Source organism: Pseudomonas sp. TE3786, assembly GCF_054057335.1.
Genome location: NZ_JBSRZF010000001.1, coordinates 187,187 through 206,672, shown reverse-complemented (window position 1 = coordinate 206,672; position 19,486 = coordinate 187,187). Strand labels below are relative to the sequence as shown.

Genomic DNA, 19,486 nt, shown 5'->3' with positions numbered 1-19,486 from the left:
CTACGCCAGGCCCGGCCACTATCGTTCGCCGACCGAGTGAGGGCGCGTCAGACGCCTATACTTTTCACGCTGCACTCCCGGCGTCCTTGGAGTTTTCTTCCATGCCTGCATTGCCGTTCGCCCCGCGCCTGTTACTGGCTAGCCTGCTTATCTTCACCGCCTTGTCGGTGCAGGCCGAGGGCAAGCCGCGCATTGTCTGGACCGTGCGCGATATGCCGCCCTTCAGCATTCTCGAAGGGCCGCGCAAAGGTCAGGGGGTGGTCGACCAGATGCTCGCCCTGCTACGCGCCGACATGCCGCAGTACGAACACGTGCAGAGCATCGCCAACCGCGCCCGCGCCAACCAGATGGTCAACAACGGCGTGCTGACCTGCGATCCCGGCATGTTGTGGAGCGAAGAACGGGCCAAGCAACTGTATTTCTCCATTCCCACCCTGGGCATCCTCACCAATGGCGTGGTGGTGCGCAAAGCGGACGAAACCGAACTGGCACCCTTTATCAAAGGCGGCGAGTTCGATCTGGCCAGCTTTCTCCAGGATGGTCGCTACACCCTCGGCACCCTGGTGGAACGCAGCTACGGCCAGCAGATCGACGCTGCGTTGAAACAGGCGAAACCCAATGTGCTGGTGGTCCACCACGGTGTCGAAGCCGCCCTGAGCCTGTTGCGCATGCAACAGCACCAGCGCCTGACCGCCGTGGTCGGCTATTGGCCGGAACTGCATTACCAGGGCGAGGCCGCCGGGATCTCGCTGAGCGACCTGAGCTTCTATTCAGTCCAGGGCGTGCCGACCTACCAGATGGGCTACGTCGCCTGTACCCGTTCACCGGAGGGGCTGCAAGCGATCAAGGCCATCAACCGGACCGTACGCCGCTTGCGCGAAGGGGAAGTGATCCATCTGTACGCCGATTGGCTGGATGGAAAGACGCGGGATGCCTACCTGAAGGCGGCGAAGGGGTTTTTCAACGAGTAGCTCTGCCCACTCAAAAGCATCGAGGCTAAAGCCTCCCAACAAAAACGCGCCCCTCGTAGGAGCGGCTTTAGCCGCGATGCTTTCTCAGATCGAGAGCATCGCGGCTCGCCCAGCCGCTCCTACGGGGTATAACGGCGTCGCTTACAACGGCTTGCCGCGATTGCCGTGGGCGCTGACAAAGCTTTGCATGGCTTTGATGTCGTTCGGCAATACGGTCAAGCGCTCTGGGCGGTCGAACAGGTCTTGCAGGTGTGGCGGCAGGACCGGGCCTTTGCCGACGCCGGCTTTTTCCACGGCTTCGGGGAATTTCACCGGGTGGGCGGTGCCCAAAATCACCATCGGCGTGCTCAGGCTGCGGCGGCATTCGCGCGCGGCTTTAACACCGATGGCGGTGTGCGGATCCAGCAGCTCACCCGTTTCGGCGTAGACCTGGGCGATGGTTTCGCAGGTTTCTTCGTCGTTGACGGCCAGGGAGTCGAACAGCTTGCGCGCCTCGCTCCAGCGGTCCTGATCAACGCTGAAGCCGCCGCCTTTCTTGAAGGTGGCCATCAGATCAAAGATCGCAGCGCCATTGCGACCGTGCAGGTCGAACAGCAGACGCTCGAAGTTGGACGACACCATGATGTCCATGGACGGCGACAAGGTCGGGTGCAGGGTGTCTTTGACGTACTGATTGCCGCTCATAAAGCGGTGCAGGATGTCGTTGCGGTTGGTGGCGACGATCAGTTGGCTGATCGGCAGGCCCATGTTGCGCGCCAGGTAGCCGGCGAAGATATCGCCGAAGTTGCCGGTGGGCACCGAGAACGCGATGGAGCGCGCCGGGCCGCCCAGCTGCAGGGCAGCGTGAAAGTAGTAGACGATCTGGGCCATGATCCGCGCCCAGTTGATCGAGTTCACCGCTACCAGGCGGGTGCCCTTGAGGAAGCTCTGGTCAGCGAAGCTGTCTTTGACCATTTCCTGGCAGTCGTCGAAGTTACCTTCCACGGCGATGTTATGGATGTTGTCGCCGAGGATGGTGGTCATCTGGCGGCGCTGCACTTCCGAGACGCGGTTGTTCGGATGCAGGATAAAGATATCGACGTTATCGCAGGCCTTGCAGCCTTCAATCGCGGCCGAGCCGGTGTCGCCGGAGGTGGCACCGATGATCACCACGCGCTCGTTGCGCTTGGCCAGCACGTAGTCGAGCAGACGGCCGAGCAGTTGCAGGGCGAAGTCTTTGAACGCCAGGGTCGGGCCATGGAACAGCTCCAGCACCCACTCGTTGCCGTTCAACTGACGCAGCGGTGCCACGGCGTTATGGGCGAACACGCCGTAGGTTTCTTCGAGAATCTTTTTGAAGTCGGCATCCGGAATGCTGCCGGTGACGAACGGGCGCATCACGCGGAAGGCCAGCTCGTGATACGGCAGGCCGGCCCAGGAGGCGATTTCTTCCTGGGTGAAACGCGGCAGGTTTTCCGGCACATACAGGCCGCCGTCGCTGGCCAGACCAGCCAGCAGCACGTCTTCGAAATTCAGCGCAGGCGCTTGGCCGCGGGTACTGATGTAACGCATGAAATAGTCCTCAGCTCAGTTGCTCAACGCGGATCCGCACGACACTGCCCACTACATCGCTCAGAGCCTCGAGGGCGGCGATGGCGTCGTTCATGCGTTTTTCCACTACGCGGTGAGTGACCAGGATCATCGGCACCAGGCCGTCCTGCTCTTCGACTTCCTGTTGCATGATCGATTCGATATTGATGCCGCGCTCCGACAGGATGGTCGCCACCTGGGCCAGTACGCCTGGGTGATCCTTGGCCTGGATGCGCAGGTAGTAGGCGCTCTCGCAGGCTTCGATCGGCAGGATCGGATGGGTGGACAGCGCGTCCGGCTGGAAGGCCAGGTGCGGTACACGGTTCTCCGGGTCGGTGGTCAGGGCGCGGACCACGTCCACCAGATCGGCGATCACCGACGAAGCGGTGGGCTCCATGCCGGCGCCAGCGCCGTAGAACAGCGTGCTGCCAGCGGCGTCGCCGTTGACCATCACGGCGTTCATCACGCCATTGACGTTGGCGATCAGGCGGTCGGCCGGGATCAGGGTCGGGTGTACACGCAGTTCGATACCGGCGGCGGTGCTGCGCGCCACGCCCAGGTGCTTGATGCGATAGCCCAGCGCTTCGGCGTAGTTGACGTCGGCGGTGGTCAGTTTGGTGATGCCTTCGGTGTAGGCCTTGTCGAACTGCAGCGGAATACCAAAGGCGATGGAGGCCAGGATGGTCAGCTTGTGGGCCGCGTCGATGCCTTCAACGTCGAAGGTCGGGTCGGCTTCGGCATAACCCAGGGCCTGGGCTTCGGCCAGCACGTCAGGGAAGGTGCGGCCCTTTTCGCGCATTTCGCTGAGGATAAAGTTGCCGGTGCCGTTGATGATGCCGGCCAGCCAGTTGATGCGGTTGGCCGCCAGGCCTTCACGGATGGCCTTGATCACCGGGATACCGCCGGCGACTGCGGCTTCAAACGCAACAATCACGCCCTTCTCGCGGGCCTTGGCGAAGATTTCGTTGCCGTGGACGGCAATCAGCGCCTTGTTGGCAGTGACCACGTGCTTGCCGTTTTCGATGGCTTTGAGCACCAGCTCGTGAGCGATGGTGTAGCCGCCGATCAGCTCGATGACGATGTCGATTTCAGGATTGCTGGCCACCGCGAACACATCGTTGGTGGTGGCAATACCGGTAATGTCGCACTGAGGGTTCTGCGAGCGCAGCGCAATCTGCGCCACTTCGATGCCACGCCCTGCGCGCCGGGCAATTTCCTCGGCGTTGCGCTTGAGCACATTGAACGTACCGCCACCGACGGTACCCAGCCCACAGATGCCTACTTTGACCGGTTTCACCCTGAACTCCCCAGAACTTACTGCGTGAAACGGCCCGCTGAAGCCAGGCCGTGAATATAAAAGAGCCGCACCTTACGAAGCGGCTCGGTATTAGTCAATCAAGCTGCGAGGCCGCGCGAAAACGTAGCGAGCGCAGTAGTTTTCACTTGGCTTTGAGTGCCAGGGCAGCAACCTGTGGCGCCGCCTGATAACCAGGGATCAACTTGCCGTCGGCCAAGACGATAGCCGGTGTGCCATTCACGCCAATCGACTGGCCCAGGGCGAACTGCTTGTCCACCGGGTTTTCGCATTTGGCGGCTTTGATGTTTTTGCCTTCGACCATCTGGTCCATGGCCTTTTTGCGGTCGCTGGAGCACCACACGGCCTGCAGCTGGGCGTCACCTTCGGAACCCGGGCCCTGGCGCGGGAAGGCCAGGTAGCGCACTTCGATGCCACGCCGGTTGAGTTCGGCCACTTCGCCATGCAGCTTGTGGCAGTAAGGGCAGGTGGTGTCGGTGAACACGGTGATATGGGCTTTGGTTTCACCTACCGCCGGGTAGATGACCATTTCGCTGGTGGGGATGGCGTTGATGGTTTTGGCGATGCCTTCGCTTTCGGCTTTTTCGGTGAGGTTGATCGGCTTGCCGCCGTTCACGTCGAACAGGTAGCCCTGCATCACATATTTGCCATCGGCGCTGGCGTAGAGCACGCGGCCGCCTTGCATGCGTACTTCGTACAGGCCGTTGAGCGGGCTGGCGGCGATGCTTTCGACCGGCACATCCATTTGCAGTTTTTCCAGGGTCTTGCGGATCGTCTGGTCGGCTTCATCGGCCCAGGCGATACAGCTGCTCAGGGCAATAAGGACAGCGGCGATAATACGGGTGGCGCGCATTGGATACTCCTGGCAAACGCGGCTTAACAGCGAGGGCGAAGCCTACCATACAAGCCCGGCCCAGGCCGACCGCAGCGGGTCGGGAAGGTGCTACCGGCTATGTAGGCAGTCAGCCACGCGGGTGATGGCGGGCGTGCAGTTCCTGCAGGCGGGCACGGGCGATATGGGTGTATATCTGGGTGGTGGACAGGTCACTATGCCCGAGCAGCATCTGCACCACCCGCAGGTCCGCGCCATGGTTGAGCAGATGGGTGGCAAAGGCGTGGCGCAGGGTGTGCGGCGATAGCGCCTTGCCGATGCCGGCGACCTTGGCGTGGTGCTTGATGCGGTACCAGAAGGTCTGGCGGGTCATCTGCTCCCCGCGCAGGCTGGGGAACAGCACGTCACTGGGGCGCCCTTCGAGCAACTGCGGACGGGCCTCACGAACAAAACGCTCGATCCACACAATCGCTTCCTCGCCCATGGGCACCAGGCGCTCCTTGCTGCCTTTGCCGAATACCCGCAGCACACCCTGACGGAGGTTGACTTGCTCCAGGGTCAGGCTGATCAGCTCGGTCACCCGCAGGCCGCAGGCATACAGCACTTCGAGCATGGCGCGATCACGCAGGCCGATGGGCTCGGCGGTTTGCGGGGCGGCGAGCAACGCGTCGACATCGGCTTCGGACAGGCTTTTCGGTAATGGCCGGCCCAGCTGCGGCATTTCCACCTGCAGGGTGGGGTCGATGGCGATCAGATTTTCCCGCAGCAGATACCGATAGAAACCGCGCACCGCCGAGAGAAAACGCGCGGTGGAACGGGCCACATACTTCTGTTCCAGGCGCCAGGCAAGGTGGTCGAGCAGCACATCACGACCGATCTCGGCCAGGTTCAGCCCGCGCTCCTGCAACCAGCCGTTGAAGTGCGCAAGATCGCTGCGGTAGGCCGAGCGCGAGTGTTCGGACAGGCCCTTTTCCATCCACAGGGTGTCGAGAAACTGGTCGATGAGAGGGTGATCAAGAACCGGCATAAATTGAGTGGGTCTGGCGGGCGGGAGCGCACTAGTCTTTCACAGCCTCGCCTTGCAGCACAGGCTCACCGCCAGAGAAAGGCCAACCTCCCCCGCCCCAGCTCGTGGCCAGCATCGAGCTGCGGCCCGCGGACGTCCCCGACGGCTGGTGCGAAAATGCCCGCGTCACCCTATCTTTGGGTGGGTGACAGGGAAGGGTTTGCTGGCCATGATTTCAACACGCCACTACTGCCTGCCGGACGCTCCCCATGGCCACTCAACACAATTCCCGCCTCGGTCAGATTCTGCTGAACAAAGGACTGATCAGCGCCGAGCAACTCGCTCAAGCCATCCAGCTACAAACCAGCAGCCGCCAACGCTTGGGGGAAATCCTCATCGCGCAGGGGCTGGTCAGCGAACGCCAGCTCAGCCGCGCGCTGAAAAAACAAAGCAGCCTGCGCGTCGCCGCCACGCTGGTGGCTGCACTGCTGAGCCCATTCCAGATGGCCAGCGCGGACTTGCACCGCCCGGCCGCCAGCAGTCTTAGCCGCACCTTGCAGCCGCTGGATGATGCCGAGATGAGCAAGGTCAGCGCCCAAGGGTTAGATGACGTACTGCAGGGTTTGTTTTTACAGGCGGAAAGCGGCGACGGCATCGGCACGGCGGCCAAGCTGGCGAAGCTGGTGATGCCGGTGCTCAACAGCCTGGAAGCGGAAACCTCGATGAAAGATGTGCGCTACGACACCAGTAAACTGACCTCGGTGCTTAACGCCGATGGCAGCGTGAATGTACGTTTGCCCAGCTCGATTGGTGAGCTGCGTTTCGACAATGTGCGGGTGGCGGGGGCTGGTGCGGGGCAGAGTATGGGCAGCGTGACGTTGCAGGATATCGATCTTTCTCAGGCGTCGTTGCGGATCAGTTTGAAGCCGTAGGTTGGGGTGAGCGAAGCGAAGCCCAACGGGACGTAGGCGTTTGTGCGGGCAAGCATGGTTCGCCTCGTTGGGCTTTACCTGCGGTTCAGCCCAACCTGCGCCCGACCTCAAAACCCTGGCAACACCGGCACCGGCTGCTTGTTGTCGTCGATGGCAACAAAGCTGAACACGCCGGTGATGGCCTTCTCGCGACCATCGCTGTACATGCTTTCGACAAACACCTCGACCTCGACCTTGAGGCTGGTATTGCCGACCTTCACCACGCGCCCCACCAACTCGACGATGGAGCCGGCGGCAATCGGGTGTTTGAAGTCGATGCGGTCGGACGACACCGTCACCAGCGGCAGCCGGCAAAAACGCGTCGCAGCGATAAACGACACCTCATCCATCCAGGCCAGCGCAGTGCCACCGAACAGGGTGTTGTGGTGGTTGGTGGTCGGTGGGAATACGGCCTTGGCCACGCGGGTTTCCGACAGCGCGGTGCGGCGTTCGATCTCTTGCTCTCTTGGGGTCATGCACAACTACCTTGAAACGGGAAAAACGAAGCTCGGCACTAAATCGCGGGCAAGAAAAAAGCAGCCCGAGGGCTGCTTTTTTCGCAAGGAGACTGGGATTAAACCAGTTTTTCCTTGATGCGAGCTGCTTTACCAGACAGGTCACGGAGGTAGTAAAGCTTGGCTTTACGCACGTCACCGCGACGCTTGACGGCCAGGCTGTCAACCAGCGGGCTGTAGGTCTGGAAGGTACGCTCAACGCCAACACCGTTGGAGATTTTGCGAACGGTGAAAGCACTGTTCACACCACGGTTACGCTTGGCGATTACAACGCCTTCGAAGGCTTGCAGACGCGAACGGTCGCCTTCTTTCACTTTAACTTGAACGACTACGGTGTCGCCCGGAGCGAAAGTAGGGATCTCTTTGCTCATCTGCTCGGCTTCGAGGGCCAAGATAATTTTGTTAGTCATGCTGTGCTCCTAAGACAAACCAACTGGCCTGCCATCGATACGTTAACTATCGTCCCGTTGCCGGATGTATTCCGCCAACAGCTTTTTCTCTTCTCCAGAAAGCGAGCGGCTTTCCAGAAGATCAGCGCGTCGTTCGCTGGTCCGACCAAGGGACTGTTGCAAACGCCAGCGCCGGATGTGTGCGTGATTGCCACTCAGCAACACGTCGGGAACGCGCTTATCCGCATACACCTCCGGTCGGGTGTAGTGCGGGCAGTCGAGCAAGCCATCCGTAAAGGAGTCTTCCTCGGCCGAATCCGCATGACCCAGCGCACCAGGTAGCAGACGCGTTACCGCATCGATCAGAACCATTGCCGGCAGCTCACCGCCGGACAGGACGTAATCCCCGATCGACCACTCTTCATCGACATGCGTTTCAATGAACCGCTCATCGATGCCTTCATATCGTCCGGCAATGAGGATCAAGGTCTCCTCTTTTGCCATCTCTCGCACGGCTGACTGAGTCAGCTGGCGGCCTTGCGGCGACAGGTAAATAACCTTCGCCTGCGCTCCAGCGGCTTGCTTGGCATCAGCCAAGGCGCCCTCCAGAGGCTTGATCTTCATCACCATGCCGGGGCCACCGCCGAAAGGACGATCATCCACCGTCTGGTGGCGATCTTCGGTGTAGCTTCGGGGATTCCAACAGGTCAGCTGTAATAGCCCCTGTTTCACCGCACGACTGGTAATGCCGTATTCGCTGATGGCAGCAAACATTTCCGGGAACAAACTGATGACTTCAACACGCAGGCTAGCCATATCTCTACTAACCGTTGCTTAGAAGTCCGCATCCCAGTCAACCCGCATTTCGCCAGCTGCCAGGTCGACCGAGAGAACGCAGTGCGCCGTGTACGGCAGCAAACGTTCGCGATCATCCAGGCTGCCCGCGCAGGGCTTGACCACCATCACATCGTTAGCGCCAGTTTCCAGCAAGTGATCAATGGACCCGAGCAATTGCCCGAGCTGGTCGATCACCTTCAGACCTTTGAGCTGGTACCAGTAGTACTCGCCATCGGTCAGATCTGGGAGCAGGCTGCGGGGCACACAAATGTCGAAACCCGCGAGAAGACGTGCTTCTTCACGGTCGTCGAGACCCTTCAGCTTTGCTACGAGGACCTTGTTCTGCGAACGGCCCTGGGCTAACTCAACCTGACGTACATCACCGTCGCGTTTCAGCGTCCAGCGTTTGTAGTCCAGCAGGTTGTCAATCGGATCGGTAAAGGAAAAGACCTTCACCTCGCCGCGAACACCATGCACCGAAACAATCTTACCGATGACGATCAGGTCATCAGCAGGAGCGGGCGTCGCGTTCATGCGGCTTAGGCTGCTGCCTTAGCGGCATCCTTGAGCAGCTGAGCAACGCGCTCAGACGGCTGTGCACCCTGGCCGAGCCAGTAGGTAGCACGCTCTTGGTCTACGGACAGACGGATCTCTGCACCGGAAGCGATTGGGTTGAAGAAACCAATACGCTCAACAAAACGACCGTCGCGCGCATTGCGGCTGTCGGTCACGGTGAGGTGGTAAAACGGGCGCTTCTTGGAGCCGCCACGGGCAAGACGGATGGTTACCATGTGAACATCGTTCCTGTAGTCGGTGCTGCAAAACTAAAAATACATGCCAGGCACTAGGCCCGAAAGGCCGCATATTCTAAGGATTATCGGGATTTTTGCAAATCTCTTTTTGCCCTGCCCCGATGACAGACGCCCCGGCGGCGCAAAAACACTGATTGGATTCAATGTTTAAGTCCGTTTAGAGCGTCGCGAGCGAAGGTCTGGCAAGGCAAAAACAGGCGAAAAAGCGCAGTTTGCTCAAGGCCAATGAGCATTTTGAGCCTGTTTTTAACGCCGCCAGACCGAGCGCAGCAGCTATAAACGGATTTACATCTTGGGCATGCCGCCGCCGGGGAACATCCCCCCCATGCCGCGCATCATCTTGGCCATGCCGCCTTTGGCGGTGACCTTCTTCATCATCTTCTGCATCTGTTTGTGCTGCTTGATCAGACGCCCGATGTCCTGCACCTCGGTGCCGGACCCCATGGCGATGCGGCGCTTGCGCGAGCCACTGATGACGTCCGGGTCACGGCGCTCCTGAGGAGTCATCGAGTTGATGATCGCCTCCATCTGCTTGAACTGCTTCTCCGCCGCGCCCTGGGCGTTGCCCATCTGCGACAGGTTCATGCCACCGATGTTCGGCAGCTTGTCCATCAGGCCGCCGAGACCGCCCATGTTTTTCATCTGCTGCAGCTGGTCACGGAAGTCTTCGAGGTCGAAGCCTTTGCCCTTCTTCAGCTTCTTGGCGAGCTTGTCGGCCTTGTCGCGATCGAGGGTCTGTTCGGCTTGCTCGATCAGGCTGAGCACATCGCCCATGCCGAGAATACGCGAGGCAATACGGTCGGGGTGGAAGGGTTCGAGCGCTTCGCTCTTCTCGCCCATACCGATGAACTTGATCGGCTTGCCGGTAATGGCACGCACCGACAGCGCTGCACCGCCACGGGCGTCACCGTCGACCTTGGTCAGCACCACGCCGGTCAGCGGCAGGGCATCACCGAAGGCCTTGGCGGTGTTGGCGGCGTCCTGGCCGGTCATGGCATCGACCACGAACAGGGTTTCGATCGGATTGATGGCGGCGTGAACGGCCTTGATCTCGGCCATCATTTCGTCATCGATGTGCAGACGACCAGCGGTGTCGACGATCACCACATCGATGAATTTGATCTTGGCTTCGCGAATCGCCGCTTCGGCAATTGCCACGGGCTTCTGGGTGATATCGGACGGGAAGAAGGTCACGCCGATATCGTTGGCCAGGGTTTCCAGCTGCTTGATCGCGGCGGGGCGGTACACGTCGGCCGACACCAGCATCACGGTTTTCTTTTTGCGCTCTTTAAGGAAGCGCGCCAGCTTGCCGGCAGTGGTGGTTTTACCCGCGCCCTGCAGACCGGCCATCAGCACCACGGCAGGCGGGGTGGAGTTCAACGCCAAGTCTTCGTTGGCGGCACCCATCAAGTCTTCGAGTTCGAGACGGACGATCTTCACGAACGCCTGGCCCGGGGTCAGGCTTTTGGAAACTTCGGTACCGACGGCGCGTTCTTTGACCTTATTGACGAAGTCTTTCACCACCGGCAGCGCGACATCGGCTTCCAGCAAGGCCATGCGCACTTCACGCAGGGTGTCCTTGATGTTGTCCTCGGTCAGCTTGGCCTTGCCGGTGACATGGCGCAGGGTCTGCGAGAGGCGATCGGTTAGATTTTCGAACATGCGCGTTCCTTTCAGGCGGTCTGGCACCGGGTTGAGCTTGCGGCAAGCGCGCGATTATAGCGGAGACATCTCCACGCCGACACCGCCTGTGGTCTTTCGTGAAACGCGCGTTTTATGCCACACTCTCGGCCTTTCGGGCTCGCCTTACACGGACTTATGCACCCTCTGCTGCCAAGCCTCGCTGCTGCCTTCCTCTATATAGGCGCCACTGTTTACCAAGGTCTGCGCCTTTCCCAGCGCCAGTTGCCGTCCAAACGCGTGCTCGCCCCCCTAGTGTTGCTGGCGTTGCTCTTCCACGGCGCAACCCTGTTCAGCCAACTGCATGCCGAAGCCGGCGTGGCGCTGGACTTCTTCAACGCCGCCAGCCTGATCGCTTATGCCGCTATTTTGCTGACCATCGTCGCCAGCGTGCGCATTCCGGTGCTCAACCTGTTGCTGCTGTTTCTGCCGCTAGGCTGCCTGACGGTGCTACTGGCGCAGTTCGTACCGGCCGGCACGGTGCCGGTGATCAACGAGAAACCGGGGATCATTGCCCATATCCTGCTGTCGATCCTGGCCTACGGCATGCTTACCATCGCCGCGTTCCAGGCCTTGCTGTTGCTGCTGCAAGACCACCAGCTCAAGCACAAACACCCTTCCGGCCTGATCAAGAACTTCCCGCCGCTGCAAACCATGGAAAGCCTGCTGTTCGGTTTCCTCTGGGCCGGCTGGGCGCTGCTGAGCCTGTCGTTGATTTCCGGCTGGCTGTTCCTCGACAACCTGTTCGCCCAGCACCTGGTGCACAAAACCCTGCTGGCCTGCGTAGCCTGGCTGATCTTTGCCGTGCTGCTGTGGGGCCGCCATCAACGTGGCTGGCGTGGGCACAAGGCGATTCGCTGGACCCTGGCCGGCTTCTGCCTGCTGATGCTGGCGTACTTCGGCAGCAAGCTGGTACGTGAATTCATCCTGCATATCTAGGTCGCCCTGTGTCTGAGCTGAATCCGCAGTACCTGTTTGGCCTGCTGGTTTTTCTGGTCCTCTGCTCAGCGTTTTTCGCCAGCGCAGAAACCAGCCTGCTCAGCCTCAACCGCTACCGCCTGCGCTACCTGGCCAAACAAGGCCGGCGCGGTGCCAAGCGCGCCAGCACCCTGCTCAATCGCCCACAACTGTTGCTTGGCGTGCTGCATTTCTGCAACACCCTGGTCATCGTGCTGGCCGCCACTGTTGCTGCCGTATTGGCCACCACCTTGTGGGGCGACCTGGGCCTGATCCTCTCCACTCTCGGCCTGACCCTGGCCCTGCTGCTGTTCGCCGATATCACCCCGCGCACCCTCGCCGTGCTGCGCCCGGAAGCCTTCGCCTTTCCGTTCAGTGCGCCGCTGCGTTTGCTGGTCGAGCTGCTCGCGCCGCTGGTGTGGCTACTCAACGCCGTCAGCAACGGCCTGCTGCGCCTGTGCCACATCGACCCGACGCGCAAGCGCCGGGACGGCCTCAGCGCCGAAGAGCTGCGCAGCGTAGTGCGTGAGGCCACCCACGAGCTGCCGCAAAACCGCCAGAGCATGCTGCTGAGCATTCTCGACCTGGAAACCGTGACCGTTAACGACATCATGATTCCGCGCAATGAGGTCACCGGCATCAATCTGGATGACGACCTGGAAGACATCATCATCCAGCTGCGCACCACCTCGCACACGCGCCTGCCGGTGTTTCGCAGCGACCTCAACCAGGTTGAAGGGGTGGTGCATATGCGCCAGATCGCCCGCCTGCTGACCCATGATCAACTGACCATCGAAGCCCTGAGCGCAGCGGCCCACGAGCCCTACTTCGTGCCGGAAAGCACGCCGCTATCGACCCAGCTGCTGAACTTCCAGAAGCACAAACGGCGCATCGGCATCGTCGTCGACGAATACGGCGACGTGCAGGGCATCGTTACCCTGGAAGATATTCTCGAAGAGATAGTCGGCGACTTCAGCAATCAGGACGCCCTGCGCAGCCCCGATATTCACCCGCAGGAAGACGGCACCCAGGTGATCGACGGTGCCGCCTATATCCGCGACGTGAACAAGGCCCTGGGCTGGAGCCTGCCGTGCGACGGGCCGAAAACCCTCAATGGCCTGATTACCGAGGCCCTGGAAAATATTCCCGACAGCGCGGTGTGCCTGAAGATCGGCCCGTACCGCCTGGAAATCCTGCAATCCACCGACAACCGGGTAAAAAGCGTGCGCGTCTGGCGCCCACTGCCACGGGCGAGCAGCGATACACCGACACCCCGCGACGATTAGCAAAAGGTGTAATTGTCAGCAGCGCCGCCGCGCTTTTATAGTCACCTCCTCCCCCGCCCGCCTGCCATCCGCAGGCTGGCCCGTGCCGCGTAGAAGGCCTCACAAAGCCCCTTCCCGTCGCCGCACAGCATCAGCGTTTCCTACCCCTTGCGCGCTACCACAACAATTCGCTTCGGCCACTGCCTGCCCGTGGATCCAAGCCCTGCCCATCGAAGGCAAACCATGACCAGCGCTATCGCAACCCACGACGAGGCCAAGCCGGTGAACTCCACCGCCCGCGTCGCCACCGCCAGCTTTATTGGCACCGCCATCGAGTTCTACGATTTCTATGTGTACGCCACGGCGGCGGCACTGGTGATCGGCCCGGTGTTTTTTCCCGCCACCTCCACCACGGCGCAAACCCTGGCGGCATTCCTCAGTTTTGGTATCGCCTTCCTCGCCCGCCCGCTGGGTTCGGCACTGTTCGGCCACTTTGGTGACCGCGTCGGTCGCAAGTCGACCCTGGTGGCATCCTTGCTGCTGATGGGCGTGTGCACCACCCTGATCGGCGTGCTGCCGGGTTATAGCAGCATCGGGGCCTGGGCCCCCATCCTGCTGTGCCTGCTGCGCTTCGGTCAGGGCCTGGGGCTGGGTGGCGAATGGGGTGGCGCGGCGTTGCTGGCCAGCGAAAACGCACCGCCAGGCAAACGCGGCTGGTTCGGCATGTTCCCGCAGCTGGGGCCATCCATTGGTTTTCTTGCCGCCAACGGTTTGTTCCTGACCTTGGCCATGACCTTGAGCGATGAGCAATTCAAGGAGTGGGGCTGGCGTATTCCGTTTCTGCTCAGCGCGGTACTGGTGATGGTCGGCCTATACGTGCGCTTGAAGCTGGAAGAAACCCCGGTATTTGCCAACGCCGTGGCCCGCCACGAACAGGTGAAGGTGCCGCTGTTCGAACTGTTCAGCCAGTACTGGGCACCGATGCTGCTGGGTGCCGGAGCCATGGTGGTGTGCTACGCGCTGTTTTATATCTCCACGGTGTTTTCCCTGAGCTACGGCATCAGCAGCCTGGGCTATACCCGCGAGACCTTCCTTGGCCTACTGTGCTTTGCCGTGGTCTTTATGGCCCTGGCCACCCCGCTGTCGGCCTGGGCAAGTGACCGCTTCGGGCGCAAGCCGGTGCTGGTGGTCGGCGGCGTGCTGGCGATTCTCTCGGGCTTTCTGATGGAGCCATTGCTTACCCACGGCTCGACCTGGGCGGTGGCCCTGTTTCTGAGCATCGAGCTGTTTCTGATGGGCGTGACGTTTGCGCCAATGGGCGCTTTGCTGCCCGAGCTGTTCCCCACACGTGTGCGCTACACCGGTGCCTCGGCGGCGTACAACCTGGGCGGCATTGTCGGTGCCTCGGCAGCACCGTTCTTCGCCCAGCAGTTGGTGGCGATGGGAGGTTTGAGTTGGGTGGGCGGGTATGTGTCGGCGGCGGCGTTGCTTAGCGTGATTGCGGTGCTGTGCCTGAAGGAAACGCGGGATTCTGATCTGCAGAAGATCGGATAACGATCGTCAATCCAGTAGGAGCGGCTTCAGCCGCGATGCGATTTAAAAGCATCGCGGCTGAAGCCGCTCCTACGAGGGGGATTGGCGCTTACAGCTCGACCACTACCGCCTGAGCGGCGCGAGTCGCTTTGGCGCGGGCTGCATCGGTCGATTCATCACGCGCCAGGGCCACGCCCATGCGGCGCTGACCATTCACTTCCGGCTTGCCGAACAGACGCAACGCGGTGTCCGGCTCGCTCAGTGCAGCGCCGAGGTTGCTGAACGCGGTCTGGGTCGACTTGCCTTCCACCAGCACCACCGCCGAGGCCGATGGGCCCAACTGGCGAATCGCGGGGATCGGCAGGCCGAGAATCGCGCGGGCGTGCAGGGCGAATTCCGACAGGTCCTGAGAAATCAGGGTAACCAGGCCGGTGTCGTGCGGACGCGGGGAGATTTCGCAGAACCACACCTGGTCGCCTTTGACGAACAGCTCGACGCCAAACAGACCACGACCACCCAACGAACCCGTCACGGCCAGCGCAATGCGCTCGGCTTCGGCGCGAGCCTTGTCGCTCATCACCTGTGGCTGCCAGGACTCTTGATAGTCGCCTTTAACCTGACGATGGCCGACCGGCTGGCAGAAGGTGGTACCGCCCACGTGACGCACGGTGAGCAGGGCGATTTCGTAGTCGAAGTCGATAAAGCCTTCGACGATCACCCGACCCTTGCCAGCACGGCCGCCAGCCTGAGCGTAGTCCCAGGCGGCTTGCAGATCAGCGGCGCTTTTCAGTACCGACTGACCTTTGCCCGACGAACTCATGATCGGCTTGATCAGGCACGGGAAGCCCAGTGCTTCGGTGGCGGCCTTGGCTTCTTCGAAGCTGTCGGCAAAGCGGTACGGCGAGGTTGGCAGGCCCAGCTCTTCAGCGGCCAGGCGACGGATGCCTTCACGGTTCATGGTCAGCTGCGCGGCACGCGCGGTGGGGATCACGGTGTAGCCTTCGGTTTCCAGCTCGGCCAGGGTGGCGGTGGCGATGGCTTCGATTTCCGGCACGATGTAGTGCGGCTTTTCCAGCTCGATCACGGCGCGCAGCGCGGCACCGTCGAGCATGTCGACCACGTGGCTGCGATGCGCCACCTGCATGGCCGGGGCGTTCGGGTAACGGTCCACGGCAATCACTTCAACGCCCAGGCGCTGCAGCTCGATCACCACTTCCTTGCCCAGCTCACCCGAGCCACACAGCAAGACGCGCGTCGCGCTGGGCGACAAGGGGGTTCCGATACGAGGCATGAGGCTTTCCTTCACGTGCAAATTAAAAAGTTAGGTATTAACGGGTTTGCCCGGCTCGGTCAGCAGGCCGCTGGCGCGGGCCCGCTGCAGGCAGTAACCGAGCACCAGGCGGCGCTCGGCGTTGTCCATGCGGCCCCAGCGGATGATTTCATCAGCGGTGCGTTGGCAGCCGGTGCACACGTCGTCGTCATCCAGCGCGCAGACGCTGACGCAGGGCGAGCGCACCGGGCGTTCGGCTTCCATCAGTCGTCCTGCTCTACCAGATCGCGAGCGTAGCGCTGCGAATTATGAACGTAGTGGGCGGCGCTGGCTTCGAGCATTTTCTTCTGCTGCTCATTCAGCTCGCGCACTACCTTGCCAGGGGAGCCCATCACCAGCGAGCCATCGGGAATTTCCTTGCCTTCACCGATCAGCGAATTGGCACCGATGATGCAATATTTGCCGATCTTGGCACCGTTGAGGATCACCGCGTTGATGCCGATCAGGCTGTAATCGCCGACATTGCAGCCGTGCAGCATGGCGTTATGGCCGATGGTCACGCCGGTGCCGATATTCAGCGGAAAGCCCATATCGGTGTGCATCACGGTGCCGTCCTGCACGTTGCTGTTCTGGCCGATATGAATCAACTCGTTGTCGCCGCGCAGCACCGCGTTGAACCATACGCTGGCACCCTGCTCCAGCTTGACCTTGCCCACCAGCGTGGCGTTGGGCGCGACCCAGCTTTCGGGATGGGTTTGCACACTCGACTGTCCCAAGCGGTATTTCATCGGCGTTTCCTCACGGCAATTTTTAAGCAATCAACAGCGGCTCAGCTCAGGCTGATGTAATGGTCCGGCGGCTGATGCAGGGAGATCCCGGCGTCGTAGAGCAAGTTGACCAGTTCGACCACCATGATCGCGGTCAGCCCCCAGATTTTGTACTCGCCGTACCGGTAGCTGGGCACATACCAGTCGCGCCCACGGTAATCGATACGGTGGGTGACCTCGCGCGGGTCATTGCGGAAGAACTCCAGCGGCACGCTGAACACCGAGGCAATTTCGCCATCGTTGGCCTGGTACTCCACAAAGTCCGGCACCACCCCAACGTACGGGGTTACCTGAATGCCATGGCGCGACACCAGACTGCTGAGCGGCCCGATCACCTCCACCAGGCCTGGCGGCAGGCCGATCTCCTCTTGCGCTTCGCGCAGGGCAGTGGCCACCAGATCGCGGTCTTCGGGGTCGCGACGACCGCCGGGGAAGGCCACTTCGCCGCCATGGGTCGAGAGCCCGCTGGCACGCAGGGTGAGCACCAGTTCAGGGGTGTCACTGCGGGTTATGGGCACCAAAACGGCGGCTTCTGGAAAGCTCCGGTCGGTGCCCAGAACGACTGGCTGGTAGTCGCGCACGCGCTGGAGCATCTCATCGAGCATGGGGCATTCTCGGTCTTTTGTTCTGCCGGGCATGATGGCATGAAAGCGCAAAGCTGCCCAAGCCCTACGCCCGGCGGTTGCTGGCATGCCTTGCTCAGGAGGGCCGGGCACGCGAAGATGCGCGACACAGCCGCAACCAGGCCCCAGGAGACGGGATGAAATACTGCAGCCAGTGCGGCCACAGCGTGTCGCAGCGAGTGCCCGAGGGCGATAACCGGGTGCGTTATGTGTGCGATGAATGCCAGGTCATCCATTACCAAAACCCGCGCATAGTCGCTGGCTGCCTGCCGGTCTGGGGCGATCAGGTATTGCTCTGCCGGCGCGCCATCGAACCCCGTCGTGGTTTCTGGACGCTGCCCGCCGGTTTTATGGAAAACAGCGAAACCATGGCCGAGGCCGCCATGCGCGAAACCTTGGAAGAAGCCTGCGCACGGGTGCGCAACCTGGAGCTCTACAGCCTTTACGACCTGCCCCATATCAGCCAGGTGTATGTGTTTTTCCGCGCCGAGCTGGCAGACCTGGACTTTGCCGTGGGCGAAGAAAGCCTGGAAGTGAAGCTGTTCGATGAGGCCGACATCCCTTGGTCCGAGCTGGCTTTCCCGACCGTGGGGCGTACCTTAGAATGCTTCTTCGCCGACCGGGTGGCCCAACACTTCCCGGTGCGCAACGAGCCACTAGAAGCTCTGCGCCCACACTTTCTCTCTGTTTAAACACACAACATTGCCGGCCGCCTTACGCGGCCCGAGCCCTGGAACTACCTTGATGCGCTGGTTGTTAACTGCTGTCTGCCTGTCGTTTGCGATGTTTTCGCACGCTTCCACCACCATCACGCTGGACGGCAAGACGGTGGACAAGGTGCTGGTGATGAAAGCCGAGCACCGGTTGGTGCTGCAAAACAAAGGCGAGACGCTGAAAAGCTACCGCATCTCCCTGGGCAAGAAACCCAAAGGGCCGAAGCAACGCGAAGGCGACAGCCGCACCCCCGAAGGTTACTACTGGATCGACTGGCGCAAGACCAGCGACAACTACAACCTGGCCATGCACATCTCCTACCCCAACATCAAAGACCAGGCCAACGCCCGCAAGGAAGGCGTACCGCCGGGCGGCATGATCATGATCCACGGCACGCCGATCGACGATGAATACCCGGAGTGGTACTTCAATACCCTGGACTGGACCGAGGGCTGTATCGCCATGAAGAACGACGATATGCGTGAGGTGTGGAGTTTGGTGAAAGACGGCACGCTGATCGAAATTCGTCCGTAACGCCGAGCGCTTGTAGGCGCGGTTTCAGCCGCGATGCTTTTAAAGATCAACACAATCGCGGCTGAAGCCGCTCTTACGAGATTGTGGATCATTAAAAAGGCGCCTCACTCGACGCCTTTTTGGTTTAGAAAACCAGATCCGACAATCGCCAGACCTCAAACGCCGGCGTCTCATACGGATGCGCCTTGCGTAGTGCCTTCACCGCGTCATGAATCAGCTCATCCGCCACCACCAGCTCCACCTTCCATTCCGCTACGTGCTCGAGCACGTCGGCCTGGCCTATAAACGCACTGCTGCCCGTCAGAGGGCGAAACTGTCCCTGCCCGAGGGCCTGCCAACAGCAGCTGTCGTAATTCCCTATGCGCCCCGCACCCGCTCCAAACACAGCATTCTTAACAACGTCCAGATGGCTTTCCGGAACATAAAAACACAGCTTGTACATCGTGGTCTCCACGGAGCATTCGCATGCTTTACCAATGCAAGATACTGGCGCTAATAAATCAGCACTCAGTGATGGCATATTGCCCCATTCGCAGCTAAGGGCGCAATTTCACAGTGCTTGTTGGAGTGCCATGGAGCGCCACGCGTTCAGCCAGGGTTAGACGATTTGCTCACAAGCCCGAGCAAAAACGCCGCCACTTGGCCCGCCAGGAAGGTGCCGGCTGGGTATGGCTGCCATCACAGAACGGCAGGTTGCCCGACCGCCCACAACGACACAGCAAAAGACGTTGCTCACGCTTGGCAGTGTAGATCAGGGCGTTCTCACAAGAGGAGCGGCAGTCCGGCAGTTGCACCGACCGACCACAGGTACACAACCGCAAGGTGACGCCTGCTTCAAGCGGGCGCACCTCGGGAAGAGTTGGAGA

At 61.0% G+C, this 19,486-nt stretch carries 23 protein-coding genes; 7 read left to right on the top strand and 16 right to left on the bottom strand.

The window, feature by feature from the left end:
- The first annotated feature begins 101 nt into the window (after positions 1–101).
- A complete protein-coding gene (locus tag ACVW0Y_RS00945) occupies positions 102–971 on the top strand; it encodes a TIGR02285 family protein (protein WP_457435433.1) in 870 nt (289 codons plus the stop codon).
- A 141-nt stretch (positions 972–1,112) separates the two neighbouring features.
- On the opposite strand, the gene thrC is transcribed toward ACVW0Y_RS00945, so the two are convergent.
- From thrC to xerD, 4 genes are all read right to left on the bottom strand, one after another.
- Positions 1,113–2,522: a threonine synthase gene (gene thrC, locus ACVW0Y_RS00940; protein ID WP_457435431.1), complete on the bottom strand. Its 1,410-nt coding sequence runs from the start codon at positions 2,520–2,522 to the stop codon at positions 1,113–1,115.
- A 10-nt stretch (positions 2,523–2,532) separates the two neighbouring features.
- The gene (locus tag ACVW0Y_RS00935; protein ID WP_457435430.1) at positions 2,533–3,837 is read right to left on the bottom strand and encodes a homoserine dehydrogenase; all 1,305 of its coding nucleotides are present in this window, start codon (positions 3,835–3,837) and stop codon (positions 2,533–2,535) included.
- Positions 3,838–3,979: 142 nt separating this feature from the next.
- Positions 3,980–4,708: a bifunctional protein-disulfide isomerase/oxidoreductase DsbC gene (gene dsbC, locus ACVW0Y_RS00930; protein WP_457435429.1), complete on the bottom strand. Its 729-nt coding sequence runs from the start codon at positions 4,706–4,708 to the stop codon at positions 3,980–3,982.
- 109 nt (positions 4,709–4,817) lie between these two features.
- Positions 4,818–5,714, bottom strand: coding sequence for a site-specific tyrosine recombinase XerD (gene xerD / locus ACVW0Y_RS00925; protein WP_457435428.1), 897 nt, complete (start codon positions 5,712–5,714; stop codon positions 4,818–4,820).
- A 248-nt stretch (positions 5,715–5,962) separates the two neighbouring features.
- Between xerD and ACVW0Y_RS00920 the strand changes: the two genes are divergently transcribed.
- Positions 5,963–6,625, top strand: a complete 663-nt coding sequence (locus ACVW0Y_RS00920) for a hypothetical protein (protein WP_457435426.1) — start codon at positions 5,963–5,965, stop codon at positions 6,623–6,625.
- Between the two features lie 107 nt (positions 6,626–6,732).
- Here the strand turns inward: ACVW0Y_RS00920 and ACVW0Y_RS00915 are convergent, their stop codons facing one another.
- The 6 genes from ACVW0Y_RS00915 to ffh all read right to left on the bottom strand — a co-directional run bounded on the left by ACVW0Y_RS00915 (position 6,733) and on the right by ffh (position 10,879).
- Positions 6,733–7,140 carry an acyl-CoA thioesterase gene (locus ACVW0Y_RS00915; protein WP_457435425.1) on the bottom strand — a complete coding sequence of 136 codons (408 nt, stop codon included), beginning with the start codon at positions 7,138–7,140 and terminating at the stop codon, positions 6,733–6,735.
- Between the two features lie 98 nt (positions 7,141–7,238).
- Positions 7,239–7,589 (bottom strand): 50S ribosomal protein L19, encoded by a 351-nt coding sequence (gene rplS, locus ACVW0Y_RS00910; RefSeq protein WP_108095773.1) that lies wholly within the window; start codon positions 7,587–7,589, stop codon positions 7,239–7,241.
- Positions 7,590–7,631: 42 nt separating this feature from the next.
- Positions 7,632–8,384 (bottom strand): tRNA (guanosine(37)-N1)-methyltransferase TrmD, encoded by a 753-nt coding sequence (trmD, locus tag ACVW0Y_RS00905; RefSeq protein WP_457435424.1) that lies wholly within the window; start codon positions 8,382–8,384, stop codon positions 7,632–7,634.
- 18 nt (positions 8,385–8,402) lie between these two features.
- Positions 8,403–8,939, bottom strand: coding sequence for a ribosome maturation factor RimM (gene rimM, locus ACVW0Y_RS00900; protein WP_108095775.1), 537 nt, complete (start codon positions 8,937–8,939; stop codon positions 8,403–8,405).
- Between the two features lie 5 nt (positions 8,940–8,944).
- Entirely contained in the window at positions 8,945–9,196 is a 252-nt protein-coding gene (gene rpsP, locus ACVW0Y_RS00895; protein WP_108095776.1) for a 30S ribosomal protein S16, read from the bottom strand.
- A 306-nt stretch (positions 9,197–9,502) separates the two neighbouring features.
- Positions 9,503–10,879 (bottom strand): signal recognition particle protein, encoded by a 1,377-nt coding sequence (gene ffh, locus ACVW0Y_RS00890; RefSeq protein WP_457435423.1) that lies wholly within the window; start codon positions 10,877–10,879, stop codon positions 9,503–9,505.
- Between the two features lie 156 nt (positions 10,880–11,035).
- Here ffh and ACVW0Y_RS00885 point away from each other — a divergent pair, with 156 nt between their 5' ends.
- From ACVW0Y_RS00885 to ACVW0Y_RS00875, 3 genes are all read left to right on the top strand, one after another.
- The gene (locus ACVW0Y_RS00885; RefSeq protein WP_457435422.1) at positions 11,036–11,836 is read left to right on the top strand and encodes a cytochrome C assembly family protein; all 801 of its coding nucleotides are present in this window, start codon (positions 11,036–11,038) and stop codon (positions 11,834–11,836) included.
- Between the two features lie 8 nt (positions 11,837–11,844).
- Positions 11,845–13,140: an HlyC/CorC family transporter gene (locus tag ACVW0Y_RS00880; protein WP_457435421.1), complete on the top strand. Its 1,296-nt coding sequence runs from the start codon at positions 11,845–11,847 to the stop codon at positions 13,138–13,140.
- Positions 13,141–13,362: 222 nt separating this feature from the next.
- Positions 13,363–14,673, top strand: coding sequence for an MFS transporter (locus ACVW0Y_RS00875; protein ID WP_457435419.1), 1,311 nt, complete (start codon positions 13,363–13,365; stop codon positions 14,671–14,673).
- Between the two features lie 88 nt (positions 14,674–14,761).
- On the opposite strand, the gene purT is transcribed toward ACVW0Y_RS00875, so the two are convergent.
- Genes purT through ACVW0Y_RS00855 form a run of 4 tightly spaced genes read right to left on the bottom strand, consistent with a single transcriptional unit; the run spans position 14,762 to position 17,354 of the window.
- Positions 14,762–15,943 carry a formate-dependent phosphoribosylglycinamide formyltransferase gene (purT, locus tag ACVW0Y_RS00870; protein ID WP_457435417.1) on the bottom strand — a complete coding sequence of 394 codons (1,182 nt, stop codon included), beginning with the start codon at positions 15,941–15,943 and terminating at the stop codon, positions 14,762–14,764.
- 30 nt (positions 15,944–15,973) lie between these two features.
- Positions 15,974–16,189 carry a DUF1289 domain-containing protein gene (locus ACVW0Y_RS00865; protein WP_457435820.1) on the bottom strand — a complete coding sequence of 72 codons (216 nt, stop codon included), beginning with the start codon at positions 16,187–16,189 and terminating at the stop codon, positions 15,974–15,976.
- Entirely contained in the window at positions 16,186–16,710 is a 525-nt protein-coding gene (locus ACVW0Y_RS00860) for a gamma carbonic anhydrase family protein (RefSeq protein WP_457435416.1), read from the bottom strand. The genes ACVW0Y_RS00865 and ACVW0Y_RS00860 overlap by 4 nt, the downstream gene beginning before the upstream one ends.
- Positions 16,711–16,751: 41 nt before the next feature.
- Positions 16,752–17,354 carry a CoA pyrophosphatase gene (locus ACVW0Y_RS00855; protein WP_457435415.1) on the bottom strand — a complete coding sequence of 201 codons (603 nt, stop codon included), beginning with the start codon at positions 17,352–17,354 and terminating at the stop codon, positions 16,752–16,754.
- 155 nt (positions 17,355–17,509) lie between these two features.
- Here ACVW0Y_RS00855 and ACVW0Y_RS00850 point away from each other — a divergent pair, with 155 nt between their 5' ends.
- Both ACVW0Y_RS00850 and ACVW0Y_RS00845 read left to right on the top strand, forming a co-directional pair.
- Positions 17,510–18,064 carry an NUDIX hydrolase gene (locus tag ACVW0Y_RS00850; RefSeq protein WP_457435413.1) on the top strand — a complete coding sequence of 185 codons (555 nt, stop codon included), beginning with the start codon at positions 17,510–17,512 and terminating at the stop codon, positions 18,062–18,064.
- Between the two features lie 52 nt (positions 18,065–18,116).
- Positions 18,117–18,620, top strand: coding sequence for a L,D-transpeptidase family protein (locus ACVW0Y_RS00845; RefSeq protein WP_457435412.1), 504 nt, complete (start codon positions 18,117–18,119; stop codon positions 18,618–18,620).
- A gap of 124 nt (positions 18,621–18,744) precedes the next feature.
- Here ACVW0Y_RS00845 and ACVW0Y_RS00840 read toward each other — a convergent pair whose 3' ends face one another.
- Together ACVW0Y_RS00840 and ACVW0Y_RS00835 are read right to left on the bottom strand one after the other, a co-directional pair.
- On the bottom strand, positions 18,745–19,062 hold the full coding sequence (locus ACVW0Y_RS00840) for an NGG1p interacting factor NIF3 (protein WP_457435411.1): 318 nt from the start codon (positions 19,060–19,062) through the stop codon (positions 18,745–18,747).
- A gap of 169 nt (positions 19,063–19,231) precedes the next feature.
- Complete coding sequence (locus ACVW0Y_RS00835) at positions 19,232–19,414, bottom strand: CDGSH iron-sulfur domain-containing protein (RefSeq protein WP_457435410.1); 183 nt, start codon at positions 19,412–19,414, stop codon at positions 19,232–19,234.
- Between the last annotated feature and the right edge of the window lie 72 nt (positions 19,415–19,486).

Bases quoted from the DNA above. Each gene is read 5' to 3' on its own strand.
- thrC (WP_457435431.1), bottom strand. From the start codon at position 2,522: ATGCGTTACATCAGTACCCGCGGCCAAGCGCCTGCGCTGAATTTCGAA.
- xerD (WP_457435428.1), bottom strand. From the start codon at position 5,714: ATGCCGGTTCTTGATCACCCTCTCATCGACCAGTTTCTCGACACCCTG.
- rplS (WP_108095773.1), bottom strand. From the start codon at position 7,589: ATGACTAACAAAATTATCTTGGCCCTCGAAGCCGAGCAGATGAGCAAA.
- purT (WP_457435417.1), bottom strand. From the start codon at position 15,943: ATGCCTCGTATCGGAACCCCCTTGTCGCCCAGCGCGACGCGCGTCTTG.
- trmD (WP_457435424.1), bottom strand. From the start codon at position 8,384: ATGGCTAGCCTGCGTGTTGAAGTCATCAGTTTGTTCCCGGAAATGTTT.
- ACVW0Y_RS00875 (WP_457435419.1), top strand. From the start codon at position 13,363: ATGACCAGCGCTATCGCAACCCACGACGAGGCCAAGCCGGTGAACTCC.
- ACVW0Y_RS00920 (WP_457435426.1), top strand. From the start codon at position 5,963: ATGGCCACTCAACACAATTCCCGCCTCGGTCAGATTCTGCTGAACAAA.
- ACVW0Y_RS00840 (WP_457435411.1), bottom strand. From the start codon at position 19,062: ATGTACAAGCTGTGTTTTTATGTTCCGGAAAGCCATCTGGACGTTGTT.
- ACVW0Y_RS00860 (WP_457435416.1), bottom strand. From the start codon at position 16,710: ATGAAATACCGCTTGGGACAGTCGAGTGTGCAAACCCATCCCGAAAGC.
- ACVW0Y_RS00845 (WP_457435412.1), top strand. From the start codon at position 18,117: ATGCGCTGGTTGTTAACTGCTGTCTGCCTGTCGTTTGCGATGTTTTCG.
- rpsP (WP_108095776.1), bottom strand. From the start codon at position 9,196: ATGGTAACCATCCGTCTTGCCCGTGGCGGCTCCAAGAAGCGCCCGTTT.
- rimM (WP_108095775.1), bottom strand. From the start codon at position 8,939: ATGAACGCGACGCCCGCTCCTGCTGATGACCTGATCGTCATCGGTAAG.
- ffh (WP_457435423.1), bottom strand. From the start codon at position 10,879: ATGTTCGAAAATCTAACCGATCGCCTCTCGCAGACCCTGCGCCATGTC.
- ACVW0Y_RS00885 (WP_457435422.1), top strand. From the start codon at position 11,036: ATGCACCCTCTGCTGCCAAGCCTCGCTGCTGCCTTCCTCTATATAGGC.
- ACVW0Y_RS00850 (WP_457435413.1), top strand. From the start codon at position 17,510: ATGAAATACTGCAGCCAGTGCGGCCACAGCGTGTCGCAGCGAGTGCCC.
- ACVW0Y_RS00945 (WP_457435433.1), top strand. From the start codon at position 102: ATGCCTGCATTGCCGTTCGCCCCGCGCCTGTTACTGGCTAGCCTGCTT.
- ACVW0Y_RS00855 (WP_457435415.1), bottom strand. From the start codon at position 17,354: ATGCTCGATGAGATGCTCCAGCGCGTGCGCGACTACCAGCCAGTCGTT.
- dsbC (WP_457435429.1), bottom strand. From the start codon at position 4,708: ATGCGCGCCACCCGTATTATCGCCGCTGTCCTTATTGCCCTGAGCAGC.
- ACVW0Y_RS00915 (WP_457435425.1), bottom strand. From the start codon at position 7,140: ATGACCCCAAGAGAGCAAGAGATCGAACGCCGCACCGCGCTGTCGGAA.